The following is a 19,472-nucleotide window of genomic DNA, read 5'->3' as shown; positions in this document are numbered from 1 at the left end:
AGTTGCGAGGCGCTGAGGAAAGGACGTTCAATTGGTGTCACATGTGAGCCGCCGCAGCTTGATTGCCGGCATCCCGCTGCTGCTTCTGGCCGCCTGTGAGGGCCGCAACAGCACGCCGCTGTCGGCGGGTCTGACGACGCTCGCCGATGGAACACCGGATTACGCCACAGCCTACGCGCCCGTCACCGACGGGGGGTTCTCGCTGCCGGCCATCCAGTACCAGAAGTTCGATCCCAAATATCTGCGCCAGGTGGTGTATTACCCCTCGCGCTATCCGGCCGGGACAATCGTCGTCGATCCGAAGCAGAAATTTCTCTACCTGATCCAGCCGGGCGGCCGGGCGATCCGCTACGGCATCGGCGTTGGACGGGCGGGGTTTTCCTGGAACGGCGAGGCGGAAATCCGGTTCAAGCGGGAATGGCCGAAGTGGTTCCCGCCCGACGAGATGATCGAACGCGACCCCAGCCTTGCCAAATACGACGACGGCCAGGAGGGTGGACCGAGCAATCCGATCGGCGCCCGGGGGCTCTACCTGTGGCAGGGCAACAAGGACACGCTCTACCGGATCCACAGCACCAACCAGCCCTCCAGCATCGGCACCAACGCCTCCAGTGGCTGCATCCGCATGTGGCATCAGGACATCATCGACCTTTATGACCGCGTCGATGTCGGCGCGACGGTAATCGTGCTCGGCTAGACGTTTTTCTGTTTACCGCAGACGCCCTCTCCACACTGTCCCGGACTCGATCCGGGACCTCGTCGGCAACCGGCCCGCGCAAGCCCCGGATCAAGTCCGGGGCGGCGGGGAGTGAGGCTTCGGCAGCGCGATTTGCTGCTACCTCGCCGGAATGGTGCACCGGTTTCCTCCCAGCCTTCGAGCCTTCGAGCCTTCGAGCCTTCGAGCCTTCGAGCCTTCGAGCCTTCGAGCCTTCGAGCTGAACAATCTCCATTGCCACACCGTGTCAATTGGGTTAGATCTTCGTTTGTAATGTTATAACATAATATTTCTTCAACATGAGGCTTCCCTCAAACATCCCGGAAAGGTTCACACCCATGCGACTATTGATCGGCATGCTGGCTCTCGCGCTGGCGATCGGAACGATACTGCCCGCGAACGCGCAGACCCAGAAAAGCCCGAAGGCAGACGAAACCGCGGCCCACAGCCACGACGACGAGATTTACAAAGGTTATTTCAAGGATGAGCAGATCCGCTCGCGCGCGCTGTCCGACTGGGAAGGCGACTGGCAGTCCGTCTACCCCTACCTGCAAGACGGCACGCTGGACCCGGTCATGCAGCACAAGGCGGAACATGGCGGCAAGACCGCGCAGGAATACCGCGCCTATTACGAGACAGGCTATCGGACCGACGTCAACCGCATCGTCATCGACGGTAATGACGTCACCTACCAAAAGGACGGCGGAAGCGCCTCAGGGCAATACGCCGCCGACGGCTACGAAATCCTGACCTATGAAAAAGGCAACCGCGGGGTACGCTTCATCTTCAAAAAGACCGGCGGCGACGCGGCCGCTCCGGACTTCATCCAGTTCAGCGATCACCGCATCGCACCGGCGAAGGCCGACCACTATCATCTCTACTGGGGAGACGACCGTGCGGCCCTTCTGGAAGAACTGACAAACTGGCCGACCTATTATCCCGCCGCGCTCAGCGGCCAGCAGATCCTCGACGAGATGACGGCTCACTGATCGAAAACCAGCCGGTGCGCCGATGGCGCACCGGTCCCGGGCACACTTGAGTCACATCAACGCCCGCGCGCACTCCGGCGCTTATGCTTCCGGACGACTTTTTCCAGAACGCAAGGAGTTTTGCGCATGGCCATTTCAGACTGGACCGCATTCGTAGACCAGACCGACGCCCGCATGGCGGAGGTGCGCAAGGGCGCGCCAGACATCGCCAAGGGTTTCGGCGCGCTGGCCGCAGCGGCAACGAAGCCGGGAGTGCTCGACGCCAAGACAAAGGAACTGATCGCGCTCGCCATCGGCATTACCGCGCGCTGCGACGGGTGTCTGGCCTATCACGCCCGTGCCGCCGCCCGTCACGGCGCCAGCCGCGAGGAAATTCTCGAGGTGATCGGCGTCTCGGTCTATATGGGCGGAGGTCCGTCGATGATTTACGGCGCCGAAGCGCTGGCCGCATTCGACGGGCTTGCGGCGGCGTCCGGCAACTGACGCGGCAGGCCGAACAGGCTGAACGTCCGGCCGGGGACTGCCTCTATTGACAGCCGTTTTGCGCCCAGACGCCCAGCGCTTCCTTGAAGACACCGCCGAGCGGATGCTGCTTGGCAACCGTGCGCGTCTTGTCCGCAACGTAGTTCTGCGCCTGTTCGCACAGGTTGGACTGTTCCCATTGATGGCAGGAAGCGCATGTCTTTTCCTTCCAGACCGCCTCCGGAAGGCCCTCGATCGGCGGGAAGCGCGGAAAACCGGTGATGAGTTCGGCGATGCTCCGGCTCGCAAGTTCCGGATCGCCGACACCGAGCGGCGCGTTGAACGCCACCACCTGCGGCGGACCGGACGCGGGCGTGTCCGACGCCGGTGCCTGGGGCGCGGACGCGGCAGGCGCCGCGGCAATCGGATCGGTGCCCGTCTCGCTCTTCAGGATCGTCTCCAGTTCGAGGCGCGCGAGTTCGGAGAATGCACCTGCGGGGAAGGTATCGAGATACTTCCGGTAGGCCTCGGCCGTTCCCGATTGGCGTGCCTGCTCGATCAGGTCGCGCTCGGACTGGACGGGATCGACCGGTTCAACCTTCAGCGCAGGCGCCTGCTGTTCTGATGTCTGCGGTAAGGAGGCCTGCGGCGCACTCGCCTCTGCCTGCAGTTCCTGCGCCATGAGTTCCTGCAGCAGCGCGCGCGCTTCATGCGTGTAGGGGTTGCTGGGGCTTGCGCGCAGGAACAGAAGCACCTGGACGGGATCGCGGCTGAGCCGAACGGACTCCCAAAGCTGGCGCGTCTGGATTTCTTCTGCGGAAAGCACCACCGCCGGCGCGAACTGGAAATCGACGGTCAACGACGAGGTGTCCCACGGGGTCTGGTTTCCCCCTGTCGCCTCAAGCACCTCGACGCGAACATCCTTGAACAGCGCCTCGATGGGCACCCCGGGTGTGGAGAGCCGGCGTGCCAGCGCTTCCGTGAAGGGACTGTTCGATCCGCCACCGTCAACGGCAATCTCGCCCGGAGCCGTCGAATAGGCCAGATACGTCCCCGTCGGCGCCTTCATCTCGGCGAGGCCGTTGTCTGTCAGGTCGGGGATGGCAGAAAAGGGGTTGTTCCGGCAGGCATCGAGAATGACGATGTTCGTCTGGTTGCGGGCGGAGAACATCTGCCGGAGCACAGCGTTCGCCGGAACGCCGACAAGGCTCAGGTCGGCGGCATCCCGCAGCTCTATGTCAACGGGCAGCAGGTAGTTCGACCCGAAGGACTGCACCCCGTGCCCGGCGTAGTAGAACAAGCCTGTCGCATCGTCCCCCGCCTCACGCAGCCTGCGGCCGAAATCCGAAATCGCCCGGATCAGCTTGTCCTGCGTGGCTTCGGTGATCAGAGTGACATCGAAACCTACCTGGCGCAGGGAGTCTGCCATCAGGACCGCGTCATTGACCGGATTGTCCAGGGCAGTGACGTTGCTGTAGGCACCGTTGCCGATGACCAGCGCCAGGCGCGCTTCGGCGTTCGCCCGAAGCGGAACGAGCGTCGTCATCAGCAGCAAGAAAGCTGCGACAAGGACTGCGGGGGACCGGCGTATGCAGAAGTTATTCGACAACGACAAACTCGATACGACGGTTGCGGCGTTTGCCATCAGCAGTTTCGTTCGGGGCCACGGGGCGCGCTTCTCCATATCCGACGCTCACGATCCGGTCCGCGGGGATGTCCTTCTGGGTCAGGTATTGTTTCACCGCCGCCGCACGACGCTCGGACAACCGAATGTTCGCAGCAGCGCTTCCGTCGCTGTCCGTGTGACCGCCAATCTCGATGACAAGGCCCGGACAGCGAGAGATGATGTCGCTGAGACTGTTCAGCAGCGGTTCGCTGCGCGCATCAAGGCGGGCGCTCCCGCTTCCGAAATAGATGTTGTCGGTGCGCGACAGGATTTCGAACCGGCCCTTGCATGCCTCAAGATCGAGATTGCCCTCCGGTTCCAGCGCGGTTGCGGCTGCGGTCTTCGGGGCAGCCTGAGCGGCAGGTTGGGTTGTGGCTTGGGGAGTGGCTGCCGGCGCGGTGGGTGACGCCGCCGTTTGCGCGGCAGCCCCTTCCGCGGGATTGCGGGCGAACACGAAGTCGAAGGACACCGTCGCGGATGGCACGATCACCACGTCCGCGGCTTCCTCCAGTTTCTGGATACCACCATCAAGGCCGAAGTCGGACGCCGCCACGGAGATGGGCGCCGTTGTCGAGACAGCGACAAGGTCATCGCTCATGACCGTCACCGCGACCTCGGTTTCCAGCGTCTTGGAAAGTCCGTGCAGCGTCAGCGTGTAGGTGAGTGGAATGATCTTGCGCTTGAGCGCAGGAAGGTCGGTCAGCAGCGCTGGGTCAATCCGGGTGGAGATGACGACTTCGGGAAACTGGAACGTCTCGAAGAACAGAAACCGCATGCGGACGTTTCTGAGATCGATCTTGGTATCGATCGAGTCCAGAAAGATACGGACGCTGGCGGCACCGGTCTCGTCGATCGTCCCCGCGAAATCGGCAAAACCGCTTGATTCGACCTTGGTGAGATTCTTGACCGACTGGAACCGGAGCGACGATGCCTCGCGCTGCAGCGTCCAGCCTCGTTCGAAGAAGTTCTCCTGTGCAGTTGCCGGCGATGCCAGCAGCAACAGGGCAGCAAGGATTACAAGCGTCAGTTCCGGTAAAACGGACCGCGCAACGTTCATCTTCCAATCCTTCTACTTACCCCGGCTCTTTAGGCTGAGCCCTTTAATCAATATTTCGTCCAAGTGTTGCAAAGTTGCAAGTTCAAAGCAACTTGCCGAGGCTGGCTCTATCATATGCCTTGAAATGGTATGAGCCGATTTTGCTGCGGGCGCAACCGCGTCTTCCAACCTTACCGGTGCACCCGGCGTCTGCCGACAGGTCTCAACGGCGGCGCCCGATCAGAAATATCCTTTGCATCGCTCTTCAGGTCAGTTTCCGTGTCGTGCCGCGCGGGACAAGCGTGACGCCGCAGGTGCGGATCTGCGGGGATGATTGCGGCTCTTCCAGGCGCTGAACCAGAAGATCCAGCGTCGCCTCGCACAGGTCGTGGCGGCTCTGGGAGACGGTGGTAAGGTCGTAGGCCCTCCAGGAAGCCTGCGGAATATCGTCATAGCCCATCATCTGAATGTCCTCAGGCACCATAAGCCCGTGCACATGGCGCAAACCGTCGAGAACACCAAGGGCGAGATAGTCGGCGGTGCAGAAGATGCCGTCGATGTCGTTGCGCGCTTCGTGCACGACGTCAGACGCGGCCAGCCCGCCCTCATAGGACTGGGTAGGGCAGGTAATCCGGATCACCGAAATGCCTCTGGCTTTCCCCGCCTCTTCGAAGGCCAGCACCCGGCCGTTGATCGAATAGGAGGAATGTTCCGGGGTGATGACGGCAAGTCTCTTGCAGCCGCACTCCAGAAGGTGCTCCAGAGCCATTCGGCCGCCGGCATCGAAATCGGTCACCACCCTGTCGACCGGAGCACCGGGATCGCGCTTGTTGACCACCACCAGTGGCACCCCGTTCTGCAGGCATTCCTGGCAGATCTCCTCGGGAGGCGTGTCGGACGTGACGATGACACCGGCAACGCTGTATTGCAGCAGCGAGCCGATCAGCTCCGCCACATCGGCGGAAGGTTCGCCCCGGAGCATGATGGGCCGAAACCCGAGCTCCAGCAGACCTTGCGTCAGGAGATCGATCTGTTCGGCGCGAAACGGATTGTCCAGATCGGAGGCTACCACGCCGACGAGATCGGACTTCTGCTTGTGCAGCGATCTGGCCAGAACGTTGACCCGGTAACCGAGCTGGCGGGCAGCCGCCATCACCTTGTCACGGGTTTCCTTCGAAACGCTGGCGCCATCGGTGAAGGTGCGCGAAACGGCGGAGCGCGACACACCGGCCAGCCGGGCGACATCGAAGGAATTGATCTGTTTCCTGGGGTGCGGACTCATAAAATTATGCTTTCAGGCCCTGAGGCGTCTGACATCCGTACTTCCGTCTTTTTCCTTGCCGGCCAGCAGCCGCGCCAACAGAAAGGGCTCGTTCACGTTGAGAAGATCCGGACCGAGCGCGAGCAGCCGCTCCATCTCGATGGGATCACTGCCCATATAGGCGACCATGGCCTTCTTTCCGGCCTTGCGCACCGTTTCAAGACCCGTATCGGTCGCATTTCCCCGGTTGAATTCGATGATATCGGCATCGAAGGCGGCAAGACAGGCGTCCAGGGTTTGAAAATCCTCCGGACGGGCCATCAGCCTGGCCTCGGGGAAACTCTTCCTGATCTGATGCAGCCAGTCCGCATTGGCGGACCAGAAAAACACATCCTCGGCCGCCATCCGGTCCAGAACCATACGCGCAGTCTTTACCGGATCGGCCTGCTTGAGTTCGACATATAGCTTGCCGCCGGCCAACACGGCCAGGTCGAGGGTCTCGCTTAGCTGCGGCACCCGTTCATCCCTGTAAAACGGGTCGAACCAGCTTCCGGCGTCAAGGGACGTCAGTTGCGCAAGCGTTTTTCCGGCAACTTCACCCGCGCCGGACGTCGTGCGCTGCAAAAGCGCATCGTGATGAACCACCAGTTCACCGTCCGAGGTTTCCCAGACATCGATCTCGACAAAGTCGAAGCCGGCAGCCCAGGCGGCGCGCGCCGCGCTTCTGGTGTTTTCAGGGGCGATCCCGCAGGCGCCGCGATGGCAGACAATCTCCGGTCGCCGCAGACCGGCGGATTTATACCGCGTAACCATTTCCGGCTGGTCGGAGCAGATACCCAGGATGGGCATCTTCACCAGCGCTTCGAGTACATCGGCACGTTCCTCGTGCCAGGTGACCACCGGCAGGCCCCGTTCGCGGGCCCTGGCGAAAAAGGCATCGTCGAGCAACCCGTCCGGCCGGTCGCCCGCCCGTTCCCAGCAGGGATGCACGATCTGCGCCCCGCATGTGTCCGCAATCGCGAAAGGGTCCCTGCCCAGCCCGACGAGGATGGAGACCGGATAGGGGCAGCCGGCGGTGAGCAGTTCGGCGCAATAGTCCGGCGTGTTCGCCCCGACGATCGCGCGCTCGATGCGGTTGTCCAGCAGGATATCGACGGCGCGCGAGGCGGCCTCGCCCTCCTTGGCGTCAAGATAGATGCCCGCGCCCGACCGCGCCGCCAAGGCGGCGATATCCGCGAACAGCGGGGCGGGACGGCCGGCGGCCGCCGTCAGCTCTACCAGGACTTCGGCAGTGACATCGCCTATGGGCAGGTCCCTGCCGCATATGGCTTTCAGGTCGGCGTCATGAAAGGCCACCGGCACACCGTCGGTCGTCAGCCGGACATCGACCTCCCACATGTCGGCGCCGAGTTCCTGCGCCACTTCAAAGGCGCGAAGCGTGTTGTCGAACGCATAGGCGCTTGCACCGCGATGGGCGATTGCCAGTGGCGGGCGGTGCCCGTCGTAGATCCAGGTCCTGTCCAGTTGAAACTGCGTCATGATGATGCCCTCAAAGCCGGTTTCCGTCAGGACCGAAGGCCAGGACCCTGTCCTGCTCAATCCCCCAGGAGACTTCCTGGCCCAGTTTGAACCCGGCGTTCTGGGACTGGATGGAGCGCAGCACGGCACCATTTTCCAGTGTCACGTCGTACAGTTCCTCCCGGCCCTGGGTTTCGACAAAGCTCACCTTGCCCGGGACCTTGAGCGGGTTGCCCGGCTGGAAGAATTCCGGCCGGACGCCGAAGCGCATCGGCGCGCCCTCGCCGGGAACTTCGATCCCGGAAGGCACCGGCAGGGTGACCTGCGAATTCGCCAGCCTGAAACCGCCATCGGCCACGGTTCCGTCCAGAAAGGCGATCGGCGGATTGCCGAGGAAGCCGGCGACAAAGTCGGACGAGGGACTTTCGTACATGTCCTTCGGCGTGGACAGCTGCACGATCTGTCCCTTGTCCATGAGGGCGATGCGGTCGCACATGGACATGGCCTCCACCTGGTCATGGGTCACCAGCACGGCGGTGATGCCGGTGGCAAGCTGGATGCGCCGGATTTCGGAGCGCATCTCCAGGCGCAGCTTGGCATCAAGGTTCGCCAGCGGTTCGTCGAGAAGCAGGATGTCCGGTTTGCGGATCAGCGCTCTGGCGAGAGCGACCCGTTGCTGCTGACCGCCTGAAAGCTGCATCGGACGCCGCTGAAGCAATTCACCGATATGCACCAGACCGGCGATCTCCTGCACTTTCCGGTCAACCTCGGCCTTGCTTTCCTTGCGCACCTTCAGCGGGAAGGCGATGTTCTCGTAGACGTTCATATGCGGATAGAGCGCGTAGTTCTGGAACACCACGCCGACATTGCGTTTCTGCGAGGAGACTTCCGTGACGTCGGCATCGCCGAACATCAGACGGCCGGCGTTCATCCGGTGAATGCCGCAGATGGCGAACAGCGTCGTCGACTTGCCGCAGCCAGACGGCCCCAGCAGGGCGAGCATTTCGCCATCCCCGATTTCCAGCGACATGTCCTCGATGACAGTGGTGTCGCCGAAGGATTTGGTGAAGTTTTCGATTGAAATTCGCATCAGCCCTTCGTGCCTCCGCCATAGATGTTCATGAGTTGCTTGTTGAAGATCAGGTAGATGACGATCACCGGCAGGGCGTAGAAGACGCCGACGGACTTGAACATGTTGAAGTCCGGTTTCATGTCATCGAAGATCAGATTCGAGAGATAGGTGGACAGCACCTGCGCGCTGCCGCTCGGGGCGAGCACCTGGGGCAGAATGAACTCGCTCCAGGCGGACAGGAACACGAACACGGAAAGGGCCGCCACACCTGGCTGGACCTGCGGCAGCACCAGTTTCCACCACACGGTGAAGCGGCTGGCGCCGTCCTGCAGTCCGGCCATCTCTATTTCCCAGGGCACATTGTCGAAAAAGCCCTTCATGATCCAGATGCCGAGCGGCAGTTCCAGCGCGGCCTTGACCAGAATGACGCCGATCAGCGTGTTGTAGAGACCGATCATCTGCAGGATCAGGAAGATCGAGATGATCAGCGTGATGGTCGGAAAGGCGTGCAGCGTCAGGATGCCGCCCAGAAAAAAGCGCTTGAACGGCATGTTGAGACGCGACAGCGCATAGCCGGCGGTGACGGAGGCCGACACATTTATCAGCGTCGTGCAGGTGGCGAAGATGAAGGTGTTGAGGGTCACCGTCCAGATACTGACACGGCCTGTCTCCGGTTCCTCCCACAGGAAGCGCCAGTGATGAAGCGTGAACCGGTCCGGGATCAGCGACCCTGCCGTCGTATCCGTGACCGTGTCGACAAACAGGTACACATACATGATCACCAGCGGCATCGAGATCACGGCCAGAACCAGGAACAGGGGCCAGGAACGGAAATTCGAGGACGTCATGGCGGCCCTCCTCACTGTTCGATCCGTGGCTTGGCCACGAGGTCGTTGAAGTTGAAAATGCGCAGGTAGACGAGCGAGGCCAGAATTCCGACGATCACCAGCATCAGCGCCATGGCGGCGCCCAGGCCGTACTGAAGATTGCCCGCGTAATTGTCGAGTGCGGTATGAAACGCCATCAGCGACCAGACTTCCGTCGCCCCGCCGGGTCCGCCATCGGTGGACAGCAGGATGTATTCGAAACTCGTCAGCAGCGAGAGGGTCGAGTAGGCGCAGATGAACATGATCGGCCAGCGCAGCTGCGGCAGGATGATGTAGCGGATCTGCTGCCAGCGCGACGCGCCGTCGACCTCACTGGCGTGGAGCATCGATTGCGGAATGGACTTGATCGCACTGCCGAACAGGATCATGCCGAGCGAAGCGCCGACAATGCCGTTGATCAGCACGATGAACACCCAGGCGTTGACCCCGGTGTCCAGCATCCAGTTTCTCGGCGGCACGCCGAAGTTGGCGAGCAGGGAGGACAGAAAGCCGGTGTCCCAGGCAAGCCACTTCCACATGAGCACGAAGATCACGTTGGGCAGGATGCGCGGCAGAAACCAGATGGCGCGGAAACTGCTCGCCGCGGACGAGGGCAGATAGAAGGTGGTGATCGCCAGAAACAGGCCCATTCCGACGGAAGCCGCGAGCGTCAGCACCACATACAACACGGTGTTGCCCGCAACCCGCCAGACGTAGGGGATCTGCGCCATCAGCGCGAAATTGTCGGATGTCCAGGTCCAGCCGGTATAGATGGTTTTTGTCAGCAGCTCCTGCTGATCCGGCGTCATCTCGATACCGTTATCCGTAACCGCGTCCACAAGTCCGCCGGCCGTCTCGAAACGGATATTGAGGACGGAGCGCTTGAAGAGGTCCGCGGCTTTCTTGATGTCGCGCGTCGATCTCGGCCGGGACTTCAGCTTGCGGAAGGCCCGTTCCAGATCACGGCGGCTGGAAAACCGCTCACCGAGCATCTGCGAGCCGACTTCGTTGGCGAATTGCTCGCCATAGGCGGCGGCCGCCGCGGTGATGCCGGCATCGTCAACAACGAAGGATTCCTTGCCGAGCGTTTCGACGAAGCTCTCCTGCGCCCCCGCATCGGCCAGCTTTCTCAGCGATGCCGCGTTGATTTCATAAGCGCCGCCGCTGATGCCGGTCGCCGTACTCATGTTTGTGAAAGAGAACATCACGGTCAGAAGGACCGGGATCAGGAAAAGCATAAGAATGATCGCGAGGGCCGGCGAAAGAAAACCGAGGCCCAGCAGATGTGCGCGCCGCATAAGGAAACTCCTGAAGGTCCCGGGTGGCGGAGCGCATGACGCCGCCACCCGGTTTCCGGTGTCAGATCGAACGTCTGATCAGCGAATGATCACTTCGTCGCCCAGGGTCGCCTTCATTTCGGCTTCGACTTCGGCCACGGCCTCTGCCGGGGTCCTGGTGCCGGTCCAGGCGGTTTCCAGACCCTTGAACATGATCTGGGAGAACTGGCCGTAACCGGTGTGGTTCGGCTGTGCGTTGGCCTGGCCGAGCAGACGCTCGGTGGCTTCCGCCGCCCAGCGGTCGTTGGCATAGAGTTCGATGTTGGACTGTTCCCTGGCGATGCCAAGGTGAGCCGACTTGATCGCATGCAGCGTGTTGATGCGCGGCTCGGACGCGATCTTGATCAGCTGTGCAGCAATTTCGACATCGTCTTCATCGTCCTGAGCAGTCAGGAGATAGGCCAGCGGATGGGTGATGGTGTTGGCGCGGCCATTTTCATTGCCGGCCGGGATCAGCGTGAACTGAATGTTGCCGAAGAAATCGTCGAGGCCTTCCTTGCCGGTGTAACGGGCATAGTGCCAGGTGCCGCCGTGCCAGGTGGCCGCCTTGCCGCTGGCCACTTCCGCGTACCACTGGTCCCACTCGGTGCCGATGTGGTTCTTGCGGGTGACCTTCGCCTCAACGGCGTCGACGAAGAACTGGTAGAAGTCGGTCATCGCCTGCTTGTCGAGCAGCAGTTTGCCGGTGTCCTTGTCGAGCAGCTCACCGCCGAAGGACTGGTAGAACTGGGCGTAGTCCGGGCCGTTGGAAACGCGCGGGTAGAAGCCGTAACCTTCTTCCACCAGTTCCATCTCGACAGCCTTCTTGGCGTCTTCCAGAACGTTGGCGAGCGTGTATTCGCCGGATTCGACCTTGGCCGGCAGAGCTTCGATCTCCGCGTCCGAATAGCCGAGCTGTTTCATGGTGTCCTTCCAGAAGAAGAACGGACGGCTTTCCGCATCCTGCGGCAGGCCGTAGACAACGTCGTTGTAGGACGTGATCTCGACCAGGTTGTCATAAAGGTTGTTCAGCGGCCAGGCGTCCATGTCGACATAGTCCTCGACCGGAACGATCAGGCCCGCCTGGCTCCACGGAGCAATGTCCAGGTGGCTGGTGACGACAATGTTCGGCGCGTCGCCCGCTTCGGCGGCCAGTGTCACGGCCTGCTTGAAGGCAGCCCAGTCGGCAAAGTCGCGTTTCTTTTCGACCGTGATATTCAGCTCTTCGCCGAGGATCTCGTATTCGCGTTCCAGCATGTCCGCCGCCATCTCGATGGCATCGAGACGGTAGACGTCACTGTCGTTGGTCCCCCCGGCCCAAACGGTGATGGTCAGGTCTTTCGCGAAGGCGTCACCGGCAAAGGATGCCGCGGTGACGGCCAGAACGGCAGCCGCTGTGGACTGGCGCAGTTTTGAAACTAGAGTTGTCATCTGATCTCGCCTGCTGTCTGTTGCGCGGCGTCCCTCCCGGAGGCGCCAAGCGCAGTATAGGTATTTTTTGCACACGTGTGCAAACGCCGTTCTAAAGCGGGCAGATTACGGAGATATGACAATAGGACGGGAATTCGAGATTCCGGTCCTAGATGCGGTGAAAGAGCGGATGTTGCCACCGGTGTCCGGTCAGACGAATAGATCGATACGGTCCCAGCCATTCCGGCTTCCGCTATTTCTCCCTGATGGAAAGGTCATCGCATTTGACCGGAGAGCAGCAGCAAATACTGGCGCCCCCGATCTCGCTACGCTCAACTGAAACCCGAACCACATTTCTCCTTCGTCATGCCATGGCTTGACCATGGCACCCGTGCCGCTTCGTCGCCCAGACCTTCAGCTTCACCTGTTCAAATGTCACGGCATGGATTGCAGGGTCTGGCCCACTGCTGTCCGGTTTAAAAATCTAGACAGAGCGCATGACATTGATTCTACTCGGCTTCAGACGTTTGGCCGCGTTTGAGACACGAACAGAGGATCAATGTCATGCGCCATCACAATAGCGTTTTTCATCAAGTGCTGAAGCATGTTCCTTGGGGCGAGTTCAATCGCCTTGTGGATGAGCATAAAGCGGACCACCGCGTCCGCCGTTTGACGACGAAGACCCAGTTTCTGGCCCTTTTGTTCGGCCAGCTTGCAGGCGCGCAGAGCCTCAGGGAGATTGAGACCGGTCTGATGAGCCAATCCGCCCGGCTTTATCATGCGGGCGGCAGCTGCGTGGCCAGGACGACACTGGCTGACGCCAATGCCCGGCGGCCGGCCGCACTCTATGCTGAGCTCTTCGCCTTTATGGCTGCTGCCGCCAGTCGGCGAACACGCAGGCACCTGGCAGATGCCGTGCGCATCCTCGATGCCACTCGGATCCGTTTGTCTTCGGCCGGGACAGGTTGGGCCGATACAGTAAGCGGCCATCGGGCCATCAAGCTGCATGTCACTTACGATCCGTATGCTGACACCGCGCTGGAGACCACTGTAACCGGTCAAAGGGTTCACGATGTTCTCCCTGCCAAAGACATGGAGATCGAGCCGGGGATGACCTATGTGTTCGATCTCGGCTATTACGATTACGCTTGGTGGAAGAAGCTCGACGCGAATGGATGCCGGTTCGTTTCCCGGTTGAAGACCAACACAAACCTTCAGGTCAGCGCAGAACGGGATGTGCCCGCAAGCAGCAACATCCTTTCCGACCGCATCGGGTTGCTCCCACAGCGCTTGGCCCGGTCGCGCCGCAATCCCTTCGACGATCCCGTCCGTGAGATCACCATACGGATCTCAACAGGCAAAACCATCCGGCTTGTCACCAACGACCTGGACGCACCGGCCGACGAAATCGCCGATCTCTACAAACAACGCTGGCAAATCGAGCTGTTCTTCAAGTGGATCAAGCAGAACCTGAAGATCCGGCATTTCCTCGGAACGTCCGAGAATGCCGTACGCATCCAGATCTTCATCGCCTTGATCGCCTATATCCTGCTGAGAGCCGCTCAGGCGACCCAGACCGCAGTCAAGCAACCACTCGCCTTCGCACGCCTTGTTCGCCTCAACCTCATGCATCGACGCACAATCAACGCACTAAACACTCACAAACCACCACCGGAAACAGACACAAGGCAGATGACCCTAAACCTTAATCCAATTTAAACCGGACAGCAGTGGGTCTGGCCCTGCAATGACGGAGCAAATTCGATAGGCCTGCCACGCCCTAGTCCCGTTGCACCACACAGAGTTGACGCCCCTGCCCGGCGCTCAGATGTCGCCGGATTCGATTTCCTCGGCGAGGTCCGCGATCAGGTCGCGGCGCGCCTTGGCGCGGCCGCCGATCCGGTTGGCGACTGTCGCGGCAAGAAGCTGCGCCATGGACAGGACGCTGGTCTGGGTGAGTTCGCTCCAAGGTGTGGAGACGTGACAGTTGAGCACCGTCGCCTCCTTGCGTCGGGCCTTGCCGGTATTGGTTGGGTCGGTGATGACGATGGTCTTCAACCGCGTGGTGCGGGCGAAGGTCAGAACGGTCGAGATCTGCTTGGTCCAGGGCCGGACGGCAATGATGATCAGGGCGTCATTGGGCCCGGTCGAGGCCAGTTCTTCAGGCCATGTCGCCGCGTTTTCGGAAATCATGTGGACGGCCGGACGCACGCGGGTCAAGAGGATGCGCAGATAGCGGGCGATGCCGTTCTCGATGCCGAGCCCGGCAACCCAGACCCGCCCGGCGCCCGCGATCTGCTCTGCGGCGGCATTGAGCACATCCGGCCGCAGTTCCTCGAAAGTGCGCGTCAGGTTGGCGCTTTCCACCTGCAGATGCGTCGGCACCGTGACCGTTTCGTCCACCGACGCCTGCGGCATCGGGATCTGCTGAACAGGGCCGGTGCGGTTGCGCTCCTCGCGCGCCTGCAGACGCACATCGTTGAAATCATTGTAGCCGAGATTGCGGAACAGGCGGGCGGCCGTCGCCTTGGAAACGCCTGTGAACCTGGCAAGCTCGGTGGCGGATGAGGCAAGGATCTCGTCCGGTCGGTCGAGCAGAAACTGGGCGAGCTTCTGCTCCGAGGGGGTCAGTTCCTCGTAGCGTTCCTGGATCCGCAGCGCCAGTCGAGTTCCCATTCCTGCCCTTCGCTCTCTTCGCAGAATCGCCATGCGATTCAGCATTCTCACAGCCGTTTTGAAAAAACACGTGACAAGTGAGAATGTCTATGAAACTCTTGTTTCAGAAAATGTCAATTCCGAAACAAATGGAACTTAACGTGACCAAAACCAAGATCGTCCGCGAAAAAATCTGGTCGAAGCTCGATGCGGTAGCCTTGCCGGACTCCAGATTTCACAAGAACTTCGCGGAAGTGATCCCCGACTTTATCGGCTCGGACAAAGCGACGGACCGGATCGTGGAACAGCCGTTCTTCCAGACCGGCGACTATGCGTTCATCACTCCCGACAATTGCCTCGTCGACCTGCGCCGCCGCATGCTTGAGGCGGGCAAGTCCATGGTCGTGTCGACCTACGGGATCTATCGCGGCTTCTGGCTTCTGGAACCGGACATGGTGCCGAAGGGCCAGGAACTGTTTGCCGCCTGGCTGGACGGACTGGAGCATTTCGGCCGTCCGATCACCCTTGCCGAAATCGCCGAGCGCGGCCGGTTCGACTTTCTGGTCACAGGCGCCTCGGCCGTTTCGCTGGATGGCGTACGCTTTGGCAAGGGCCACGGTTTTTTCGACATGGAATGGGGCATGTTCACGGAACTCGGCATTGTCGACGACAAGTCACCGGTGACCGCGATCGTGCATGACGTTCAGGTGGTCGAGGACAAGCTCTTCCCCAGCCCGACGGACATTCTGGTCGACCATATCGCCACACCCGACCGCTTCCATACAATCGAACACCGCGGCACACGACCCCGCGGCATTCATTGGGACCTGCTCGAACCCGAACAGATCGCCCAGACGCCCCCCCTTCAGGAACTCCGCAAGCTACGGGGCCTCGACGCCTGAAACCTCCTCCCCGGAAATGAAAGGATACATTTGATGCCGCTAATGACCAACCGCCGCCGTTTCCTGCAACTCATGGGCACCGGCGCAGCCGCAGGAGCCATGCCGGGCTTCGTCTCGCGCGCCCATGCCGCCACCCCGCTGACCATGCAGGCAGCCTGGATCAACGACGCGGAATTCGCCGGCTACTTCGCCGCCATCGACGACGGCTTGTACAAGAACGAAGGCCTGGACGTGACCTATCTGTCCGGCGGTCCGGACGTGATCCCGGAAAGCTCGATCATCGCCGGCAAGGCGGACCTTGCGCTGACCACGCCGGACACGACCATCAAGACGATTGTCGATCAAGGCGCACCGTTCAAAATCATCGGGGCGCAATATCAGAAGAACCCGATCGGCATCGTTTCACTCGCCAAGACGCCGATCAATTCGCCGGAGGAACTCAAAGGCAAGACGCTTGCCGTGCCGCCGGTGAATGTTATTTCCGTGGAGGCCCTGCTGGCGATCAACGGGATCGACCGGTCGGAGGTGAATATCGTTCCCTACGCCTACGATCCGACACCGCTGATCAAGGGTGAAATCGACGCCTCGCTCGATTTCACCACCAATGTGCCCTTCACGATCGAACAGTCCGGTGAAAAGGCCGTCAGCTTCCTGCTCTACGATTTCGGCTACAAGACCTACAACGACACGGTCGTGGTGACCGAAGAGGTATTGAAAACCAAACGCGCCGAACTGGTCGCCTGGTTGAAGGCCAGCCGTGCGGGCTGGGATGCCAACTTCGCCGACACCACTGCCTATCCGCCGAAATTCGCTTCCACCTGGTTTGCCGGAACCGGCCGCACCATCGAAAACGAAGTCTTCTTCAACGGTGCCCAGAAACCGCTGATGGAACATGCCGGCGGGATCTTTACAATGGATGCGGAGGGGATCGACGCCAATATCGAGACCCTTGGCCGGATCGGCATCAAGGCAACGCCCGACATGTTCGACACGAGCCTCCTGGAAGAGATCAAAGGCTGACCGGAAATGCAGGGTCTTCCCCTTCAGTTTACAAACGTTTCCAAGGCGTTTTCAATCAAGGGCAAGGCCCTGCCCGTCATCGACAATCTCTCGCTCGACTGTCCGGCCGGTTCCTTTACCGCCCTGCTGGGGCCGTCGGGATGCGGCAAGTCCACGCTGCTCCGGCTGGCGCTGGCTCTGGAGAGCGAGGATTCCGGATCGCTGCGGATCGGCGGCGACAGCCCACGGTCAATCTGCCGCTCCGGGGCGGTCGGGGTCGCATTTCAGGATGCGGCCCTGCTCCCGTGGCGCAGCGTTGAGGAAAATATCCGCCTGCCTTTCGAAGTGCTCGGGCGCAAGCGCCCGGACCCGGAGAAGATAAACGGCCTGATCGAGCTGGTCGGGCTCAAGGGGTTCGAAAAGGCCCGCCCGGGCGAACTGTCCGGGGGCATGCGCCAGCGCGTCGCCATTGCGCGCTCGCTGGCAACCGAGCCCCGGGTGCTGTTGATGGACGAGCCGTTCGGCGCTCTGGACCTGATCCTCAGGCGGCAGATGAATCTCGAACTGCAGCGTATCTGGTCGGCAAAACGGCCGACGACGCTGCTGATCACCCATGGCATCGACGAGGCGGTCTATCTGGCCGACCGTGTCATCGTGCTGTCGCCCCGGCCCGCGCGGGTGCTTGCCGACATTCCGGTTTCCTTCTCCCGTCCGCGCGGCGCGGAACTGCTGCGCGACCCCGCGTTTCACCATGTGTGCGACAGGATCGCCGCCCTGTTGGATCCCGAAACCTCGGCCGCCAGCGCCGCCGCCGAAACCGCTGCACTGGATGCAGCACCTGTAGCCGCCCCGGCTAAAGCCGGGACAACCGCATGACCCGGTTTGGCGATCATCTCGCCACGGGCGTTCTGATCCTCCTGCTGCTGGCGGCCTGGGAGGTTGCCGGACAACTGAAACTGGTCGCCGACGGCACACTGCCGCCCCTCTCGGCAATCCTCCTGCGGTTGGCGGCGGAATGGCGCGAATACTGGCCGCATGTCGCAGCCACGCTTTACACGGCCTCGCTCGGCTTCCTCATCGGCAACGCCGTGGCGCTTGCCGCTGCCGTCTCCTTCTGTCTGTGGCCGGTGGCGGAGCGGGTTTTCCGAGGCGTCAACATCGCCGCCTTCACGGTCCCCCCGATTGCCCTCGCGCCGGTGCTGGTAATCGCGCTCGACGGCGAAACGGCGCGGATCACACTCGCCGCCCTGCTGGTCTATTTTCCGACGATGACGGCCGCCTTGGCCGGCCTGCGTTCGGCAGATCCGCGCGCGGTTGATCTCATTCGAGCCTATGGCGGCGGTCCGCTCAGGACACTCTGGCTGTTGCGGCTGCGGGCGGCCCTGCCCGCCATCCTGAGCGGATTTCAGGTGGCTGCGCCGGCTGCGGTGCTCGGGGCCGTTCTGGCGGAATTCGGCTCCGGAGCCCGCTGGGGTCTCGGCACCTTTCTGCTCGGCTCGCTCGGGCGCGCCGAACCGGACCGTCTCTGGGGGATCGGCCTGACCGCCACGGCAATCGCCGGGCTTGGCTACGCCCTGTCGGCGACCCTTGCCGCCCGCACGACATCACTCAACCGCGCGGTGAACATCGGCATAACAGGCCCGGAACCGGAAACGGCAAACGAAGCGCCCCTGCGCCGCGCGCTGCTGCTGGCCGCCGCGATCCTGATGCCGCTGCTGATCTGGCAGGCAATGCTGTTCTGGGCGGATCTCTCGCCGATCATTGCCAAGACGCCGATGGGCGTGATCGACTATCTCATCACCGGCAAGACCGCAGCGTCGGCGCAGACCCGCCTGCTGGCAGCCCTTGCCGAAACCGTACCGATCACCATCGCCGGCATGTTGCTCGGGCTCGGCTTCGCCTTCGCCCTGGCGCTCCTCTCCTTCGCCGCCCCTCTTCTGATGCGGGCGCTTCTGCCTTTCGCGCTGGTGACCCAGACCATGCCGCTGGTGGCGCTGACGCCGCTGGCCGTGCTGATCTTAGGGCGGGGAATAACGGTGACGCTGGTGATCACCATTTCCGTCACCTTTTTCGCCGCCTTCGTCGTTCTGGCGCAAGGCTTTGCGATGATCCCGAAGGCCGCATTCGATCTGGTCGACGCCTATGGCGCCTCGACGTTGCGCAAGGTGCGGCTGATCGCCATTCCCGCCAGCCGGCAGTGGCTGTTCGTTGCTGCGCGCCTTGCCCTGCCCAAGGCACTGCTGGGCGTCATGATCGCGGAGTGGCTGGCCACCGGAAAAGGCCTCGGCAATCTTCTCAACCAGTCGCGCGGCTATCTCGACTACGGCATGATCTGGACCGTCGCGGTGGTCTCCATTCTCCTGTCCGTGCTGCTCTACCAGTTGACACCGGTGCTGGAATGGGTCGGTCGGTCCGACAGGCGGGTCAGGTGACGTCGCGCGGTGGTGCCGGCGATGAACCTTCCCCCGCCTGACAGGTGCACCGCCGTTTGTCGCTTGAGTATTACGGCCAGCTCGATTCCCGGTACGTAATCGGACGAACTGGCGTGACCCGGCTGCCTCCCATATGACTTCCGGTATCGCGCAAAACCGGTTTCCCGGGCCGC

At 61.8% G+C, this 19,472-nt stretch carries 17 protein-coding genes; 8 read left to right on the top strand and 9 right to left on the bottom strand.

Features of this window, described 5'->3' with window-relative positions; translation table 11 throughout:
• Positions 1 to 31 precede the first annotated feature (31 nt).
• The 3 genes from Q1B40_RS02405 to Q1B40_RS02395 all read left to right on the top strand — a co-directional run bounded on the left by Q1B40_RS02405 (position 32) and on the right by Q1B40_RS02395 (position 2,187).
• Entirely contained in the window at positions 32 to 697 is a 666-nt protein-coding gene (locus Q1B40_RS02405) for a L,D-transpeptidase (RefSeq protein ID WP_299809447.1), read from the top strand.
• Positions 698 to 1,053: 356 nt separating this feature from the next.
• Positions 1,054 to 1,704 carry a metal-binding protein ZinT gene (locus tag Q1B40_RS02400; protein WP_299809444.1) on the top strand — a complete coding sequence of 217 codons (651 nt, stop codon included), beginning with the start codon at positions 1,054 to 1,056 and terminating at the stop codon, positions 1,702 to 1,704.
• A 126-nt stretch (positions 1,705 to 1,830) separates the two neighbouring features.
• Positions 1,831 to 2,187 (top strand): carboxymuconolactone decarboxylase family protein, encoded by a 357-nt coding sequence (locus Q1B40_RS02395; protein WP_299809441.1) that lies wholly within the window; start codon positions 1,831 to 1,833, stop codon positions 2,185 to 2,187.
• Between the two features lie 43 nt (positions 2,188 to 2,230).
• Here Q1B40_RS02395 and Q1B40_RS02390 read toward each other — a convergent pair whose 3' ends face one another.
• The 8 genes from Q1B40_RS02390 to Q1B40_RS02355 all read right to left on the bottom strand — a co-directional run bounded on the left by Q1B40_RS02390 (position 2,231) and on the right by Q1B40_RS02355 (position 12,332).
• Complete coding sequence (locus tag Q1B40_RS02390) at positions 2,231 to 3,712, bottom strand: caspase family protein (protein WP_299809438.1); 1,482 nt, start codon at positions 3,710 to 3,712, stop codon at positions 2,231 to 2,233.
• A gap of 52 nt (positions 3,713 to 3,764) precedes the next feature.
• Positions 3,765 to 4,889, bottom strand: a complete 1,125-nt coding sequence (locus Q1B40_RS02385) for an OmpA family protein (protein ID WP_299809435.1) — start codon at positions 4,887 to 4,889, stop codon at positions 3,765 to 3,767.
• 244 nt (positions 4,890 to 5,133) lie between these two features.
• Positions 5,134 to 6,150: a LacI family DNA-binding transcriptional regulator gene (locus Q1B40_RS02380; protein ID WP_299809432.1), complete on the bottom strand. Its 1,017-nt coding sequence runs from the start codon at positions 6,148 to 6,150 to the stop codon at positions 5,134 to 5,136.
• Between the two features lie 12 nt (positions 6,151 to 6,162).
• The gene (locus Q1B40_RS02375; protein ID WP_299809429.1) at positions 6,163 to 7,668 is read right to left on the bottom strand and encodes a glycerophosphodiester phosphodiesterase family protein; all 1,506 of its coding nucleotides are present in this window, start codon (positions 7,666 to 7,668) and stop codon (positions 6,163 to 6,165) included.
• 10 nt (positions 7,669 to 7,678) lie between these two features.
• Positions 7,679 to 8,737, bottom strand: coding sequence for an ABC transporter ATP-binding protein (locus Q1B40_RS02370; protein ID WP_299809426.1), 1,059 nt, complete (start codon positions 8,735 to 8,737; stop codon positions 7,679 to 7,681).
• Positions 8,737 to 9,567: a carbohydrate ABC transporter permease gene (locus Q1B40_RS02365; RefSeq protein WP_299809423.1), complete on the bottom strand. Its 831-nt coding sequence runs from the start codon at positions 9,565 to 9,567 to the stop codon at positions 8,737 to 8,739. The genes Q1B40_RS02370 and Q1B40_RS02365 overlap by 1 nt, the downstream gene beginning before the upstream one ends.
• 11 nt (positions 9,568 to 9,578) lie before the next feature.
• Complete coding sequence (locus Q1B40_RS02360; protein ID WP_299809420.1) at positions 9,579 to 10,883, bottom strand: carbohydrate ABC transporter permease; 1,305 nt, start codon at positions 10,881 to 10,883, stop codon at positions 9,579 to 9,581.
• A 78-nt stretch (positions 10,884 to 10,961) separates the two neighbouring features.
• On the bottom strand, positions 10,962 to 12,332 hold the full coding sequence (locus tag Q1B40_RS02355) for an extracellular solute-binding protein (protein ID WP_068411507.1): 1,371 nt from the start codon (positions 12,330 to 12,332) through the stop codon (positions 10,962 to 10,964).
• 543 nt (positions 12,333 to 12,875) lie between these two features.
• Here Q1B40_RS02355 and Q1B40_RS02350 point away from each other — a divergent pair.
• Positions 12,876 to 14,030: an IS4 family transposase gene (locus tag Q1B40_RS02350; protein ID WP_299809407.1), complete on the top strand. Its 1,155-nt coding sequence runs from the start codon at positions 12,876 to 12,878 to the stop codon at positions 14,028 to 14,030.
• Between the two features lie 105 nt (positions 14,031 to 14,135).
• Here the strand turns inward: Q1B40_RS02350 and Q1B40_RS02345 are convergent, their stop codons facing one another.
• Positions 14,136 to 14,987 (bottom strand): MurR/RpiR family transcriptional regulator, encoded by an 852-nt coding sequence (locus tag Q1B40_RS02345; protein ID WP_299809404.1) that lies wholly within the window; start codon positions 14,985 to 14,987, stop codon positions 14,136 to 14,138.
• Between the two features lie 140 nt (positions 14,988 to 15,127).
• Here Q1B40_RS02345 and Q1B40_RS02340 point away from each other — a divergent pair, with 140 nt between their 5' ends.
• Genes Q1B40_RS02340 through Q1B40_RS02325 form a run of 4 tightly spaced genes read left to right on the top strand, consistent with a single transcriptional unit; the run spans position 15,128 to position 19,299 of the window.
• Positions 15,128 to 15,868: a 5-formyltetrahydrofolate cyclo-ligase gene (locus Q1B40_RS02340; protein ID WP_299809401.1), complete on the top strand. Its 741-nt coding sequence runs from the start codon at positions 15,128 to 15,130 to the stop codon at positions 15,866 to 15,868.
• A 33-nt stretch (positions 15,869 to 15,901) separates the two neighbouring features.
• A complete protein-coding gene (locus tag Q1B40_RS02335) occupies positions 15,902 to 16,888 on the top strand; it encodes an ABC transporter substrate-binding protein (RefSeq protein ID WP_299809398.1) in 987 nt (328 codons plus the stop codon).
• Positions 16,889 to 16,894: 6 nt separating this feature from the next.
• Positions 16,895 to 17,743 carry an ABC transporter ATP-binding protein gene (locus Q1B40_RS02330; protein WP_299809395.1) on the top strand — a complete coding sequence of 283 codons (849 nt, stop codon included), beginning with the start codon at positions 16,895 to 16,897 and terminating at the stop codon, positions 17,741 to 17,743.
• The gene (locus tag Q1B40_RS02325) at positions 17,740 to 19,299 is read left to right on the top strand and encodes an ABC transporter permease (RefSeq protein ID WP_299809392.1); all 1,560 of its coding nucleotides are present in this window, start codon (positions 17,740 to 17,742) and stop codon (positions 19,297 to 19,299) included. Before Q1B40_RS02330 ends, Q1B40_RS02325 begins: the two co-directional genes overlap by 4 nt.
• Positions 19,300 to 19,472: the final 173 nt, after the last annotated feature.

This window comes from uncultured Roseibium sp., assembly GCF_947496995.1.
Taxonomy (GTDB): domain Bacteria; phylum Pseudomonadota; class Alphaproteobacteria; order Rhizobiales; family Stappiaceae; genus Roseibium.
Note: the sequence above shows the minus strand (reverse complement) of the source record. Positions and strands in the feature narration are given on the sequence as shown.

Excerpts from the sequence above, each read along its gene's own strand:
- Q1B40_RS02395 (WP_299809441.1), top strand. The coding sequence starts at position 1,831 with ATGGCCATTTCAGACTGGACCGCATTCGTAGACCAGACCGACGCCCGC.
- Q1B40_RS02400 (WP_299809444.1), top strand. The coding sequence starts at position 1,054 with ATGCGACTATTGATCGGCATGCTGGCTCTCGCGCTGGCGATCGGAACG.
- Q1B40_RS02350 (WP_299809407.1), top strand. The coding sequence starts at position 12,876 with ATGCGCCATCACAATAGCGTTTTTCATCAAGTGCTGAAGCATGTTCCT.
- Q1B40_RS02330 (WP_299809395.1), top strand. The coding sequence starts at position 16,895 with ATGCAGGGTCTTCCCCTTCAGTTTACAAACGTTTCCAAGGCGTTTTCA.
- Q1B40_RS02380 (WP_299809432.1), bottom strand. The coding sequence starts at position 6,150 with ATGAGTCCGCACCCCAGGAAACAGATCAATTCCTTCGATGTCGCCCGG.
- Q1B40_RS02365 (WP_299809423.1), bottom strand. The coding sequence starts at position 9,567 with ATGACGTCCTCGAATTTCCGTTCCTGGCCCCTGTTCCTGGTTCTGGCC.
- Q1B40_RS02390 (WP_299809438.1), bottom strand. The coding sequence starts at position 3,712 with ATGACGACGCTCGTTCCGCTTCGGGCGAACGCCGAAGCGCGCCTGGCG.
- Q1B40_RS02375 (WP_299809429.1), bottom strand. The coding sequence starts at position 7,668 with ATGACGCAGTTTCAACTGGACAGGACCTGGATCTACGACGGGCACCGC.
- Q1B40_RS02345 (WP_299809404.1), bottom strand. The coding sequence starts at position 14,987 with ATGGGAACTCGACTGGCGCTGCGGATCCAGGAACGCTACGAGGAACTG.
- Q1B40_RS02335 (WP_299809398.1), top strand. The coding sequence starts at position 15,902 with ATGCCGCTAATGACCAACCGCCGCCGTTTCCTGCAACTCATGGGCACC.
- Q1B40_RS02360 (WP_299809420.1), bottom strand. The coding sequence starts at position 10,883 with ATGCGGCGCGCACATCTGCTGGGCCTCGGTTTTCTTTCGCCGGCCCTC.
- Q1B40_RS02355 (WP_068411507.1), bottom strand. The coding sequence starts at position 12,332 with ATGACAACTCTAGTTTCAAAACTGCGCCAGTCCACAGCGGCTGCCGTT.
- Q1B40_RS02385 (WP_299809435.1), bottom strand. The coding sequence starts at position 4,889 with ATGAACGTTGCGCGGTCCGTTTTACCGGAACTGACGCTTGTAATCCTT.
- Q1B40_RS02370 (WP_299809426.1), bottom strand. The coding sequence starts at position 8,737 with ATGCGAATTTCAATCGAAAACTTCACCAAATCCTTCGGCGACACCACT.
- Q1B40_RS02325 (WP_299809392.1), top strand. The coding sequence starts at position 17,740 with ATGACCCGGTTTGGCGATCATCTCGCCACGGGCGTTCTGATCCTCCTG.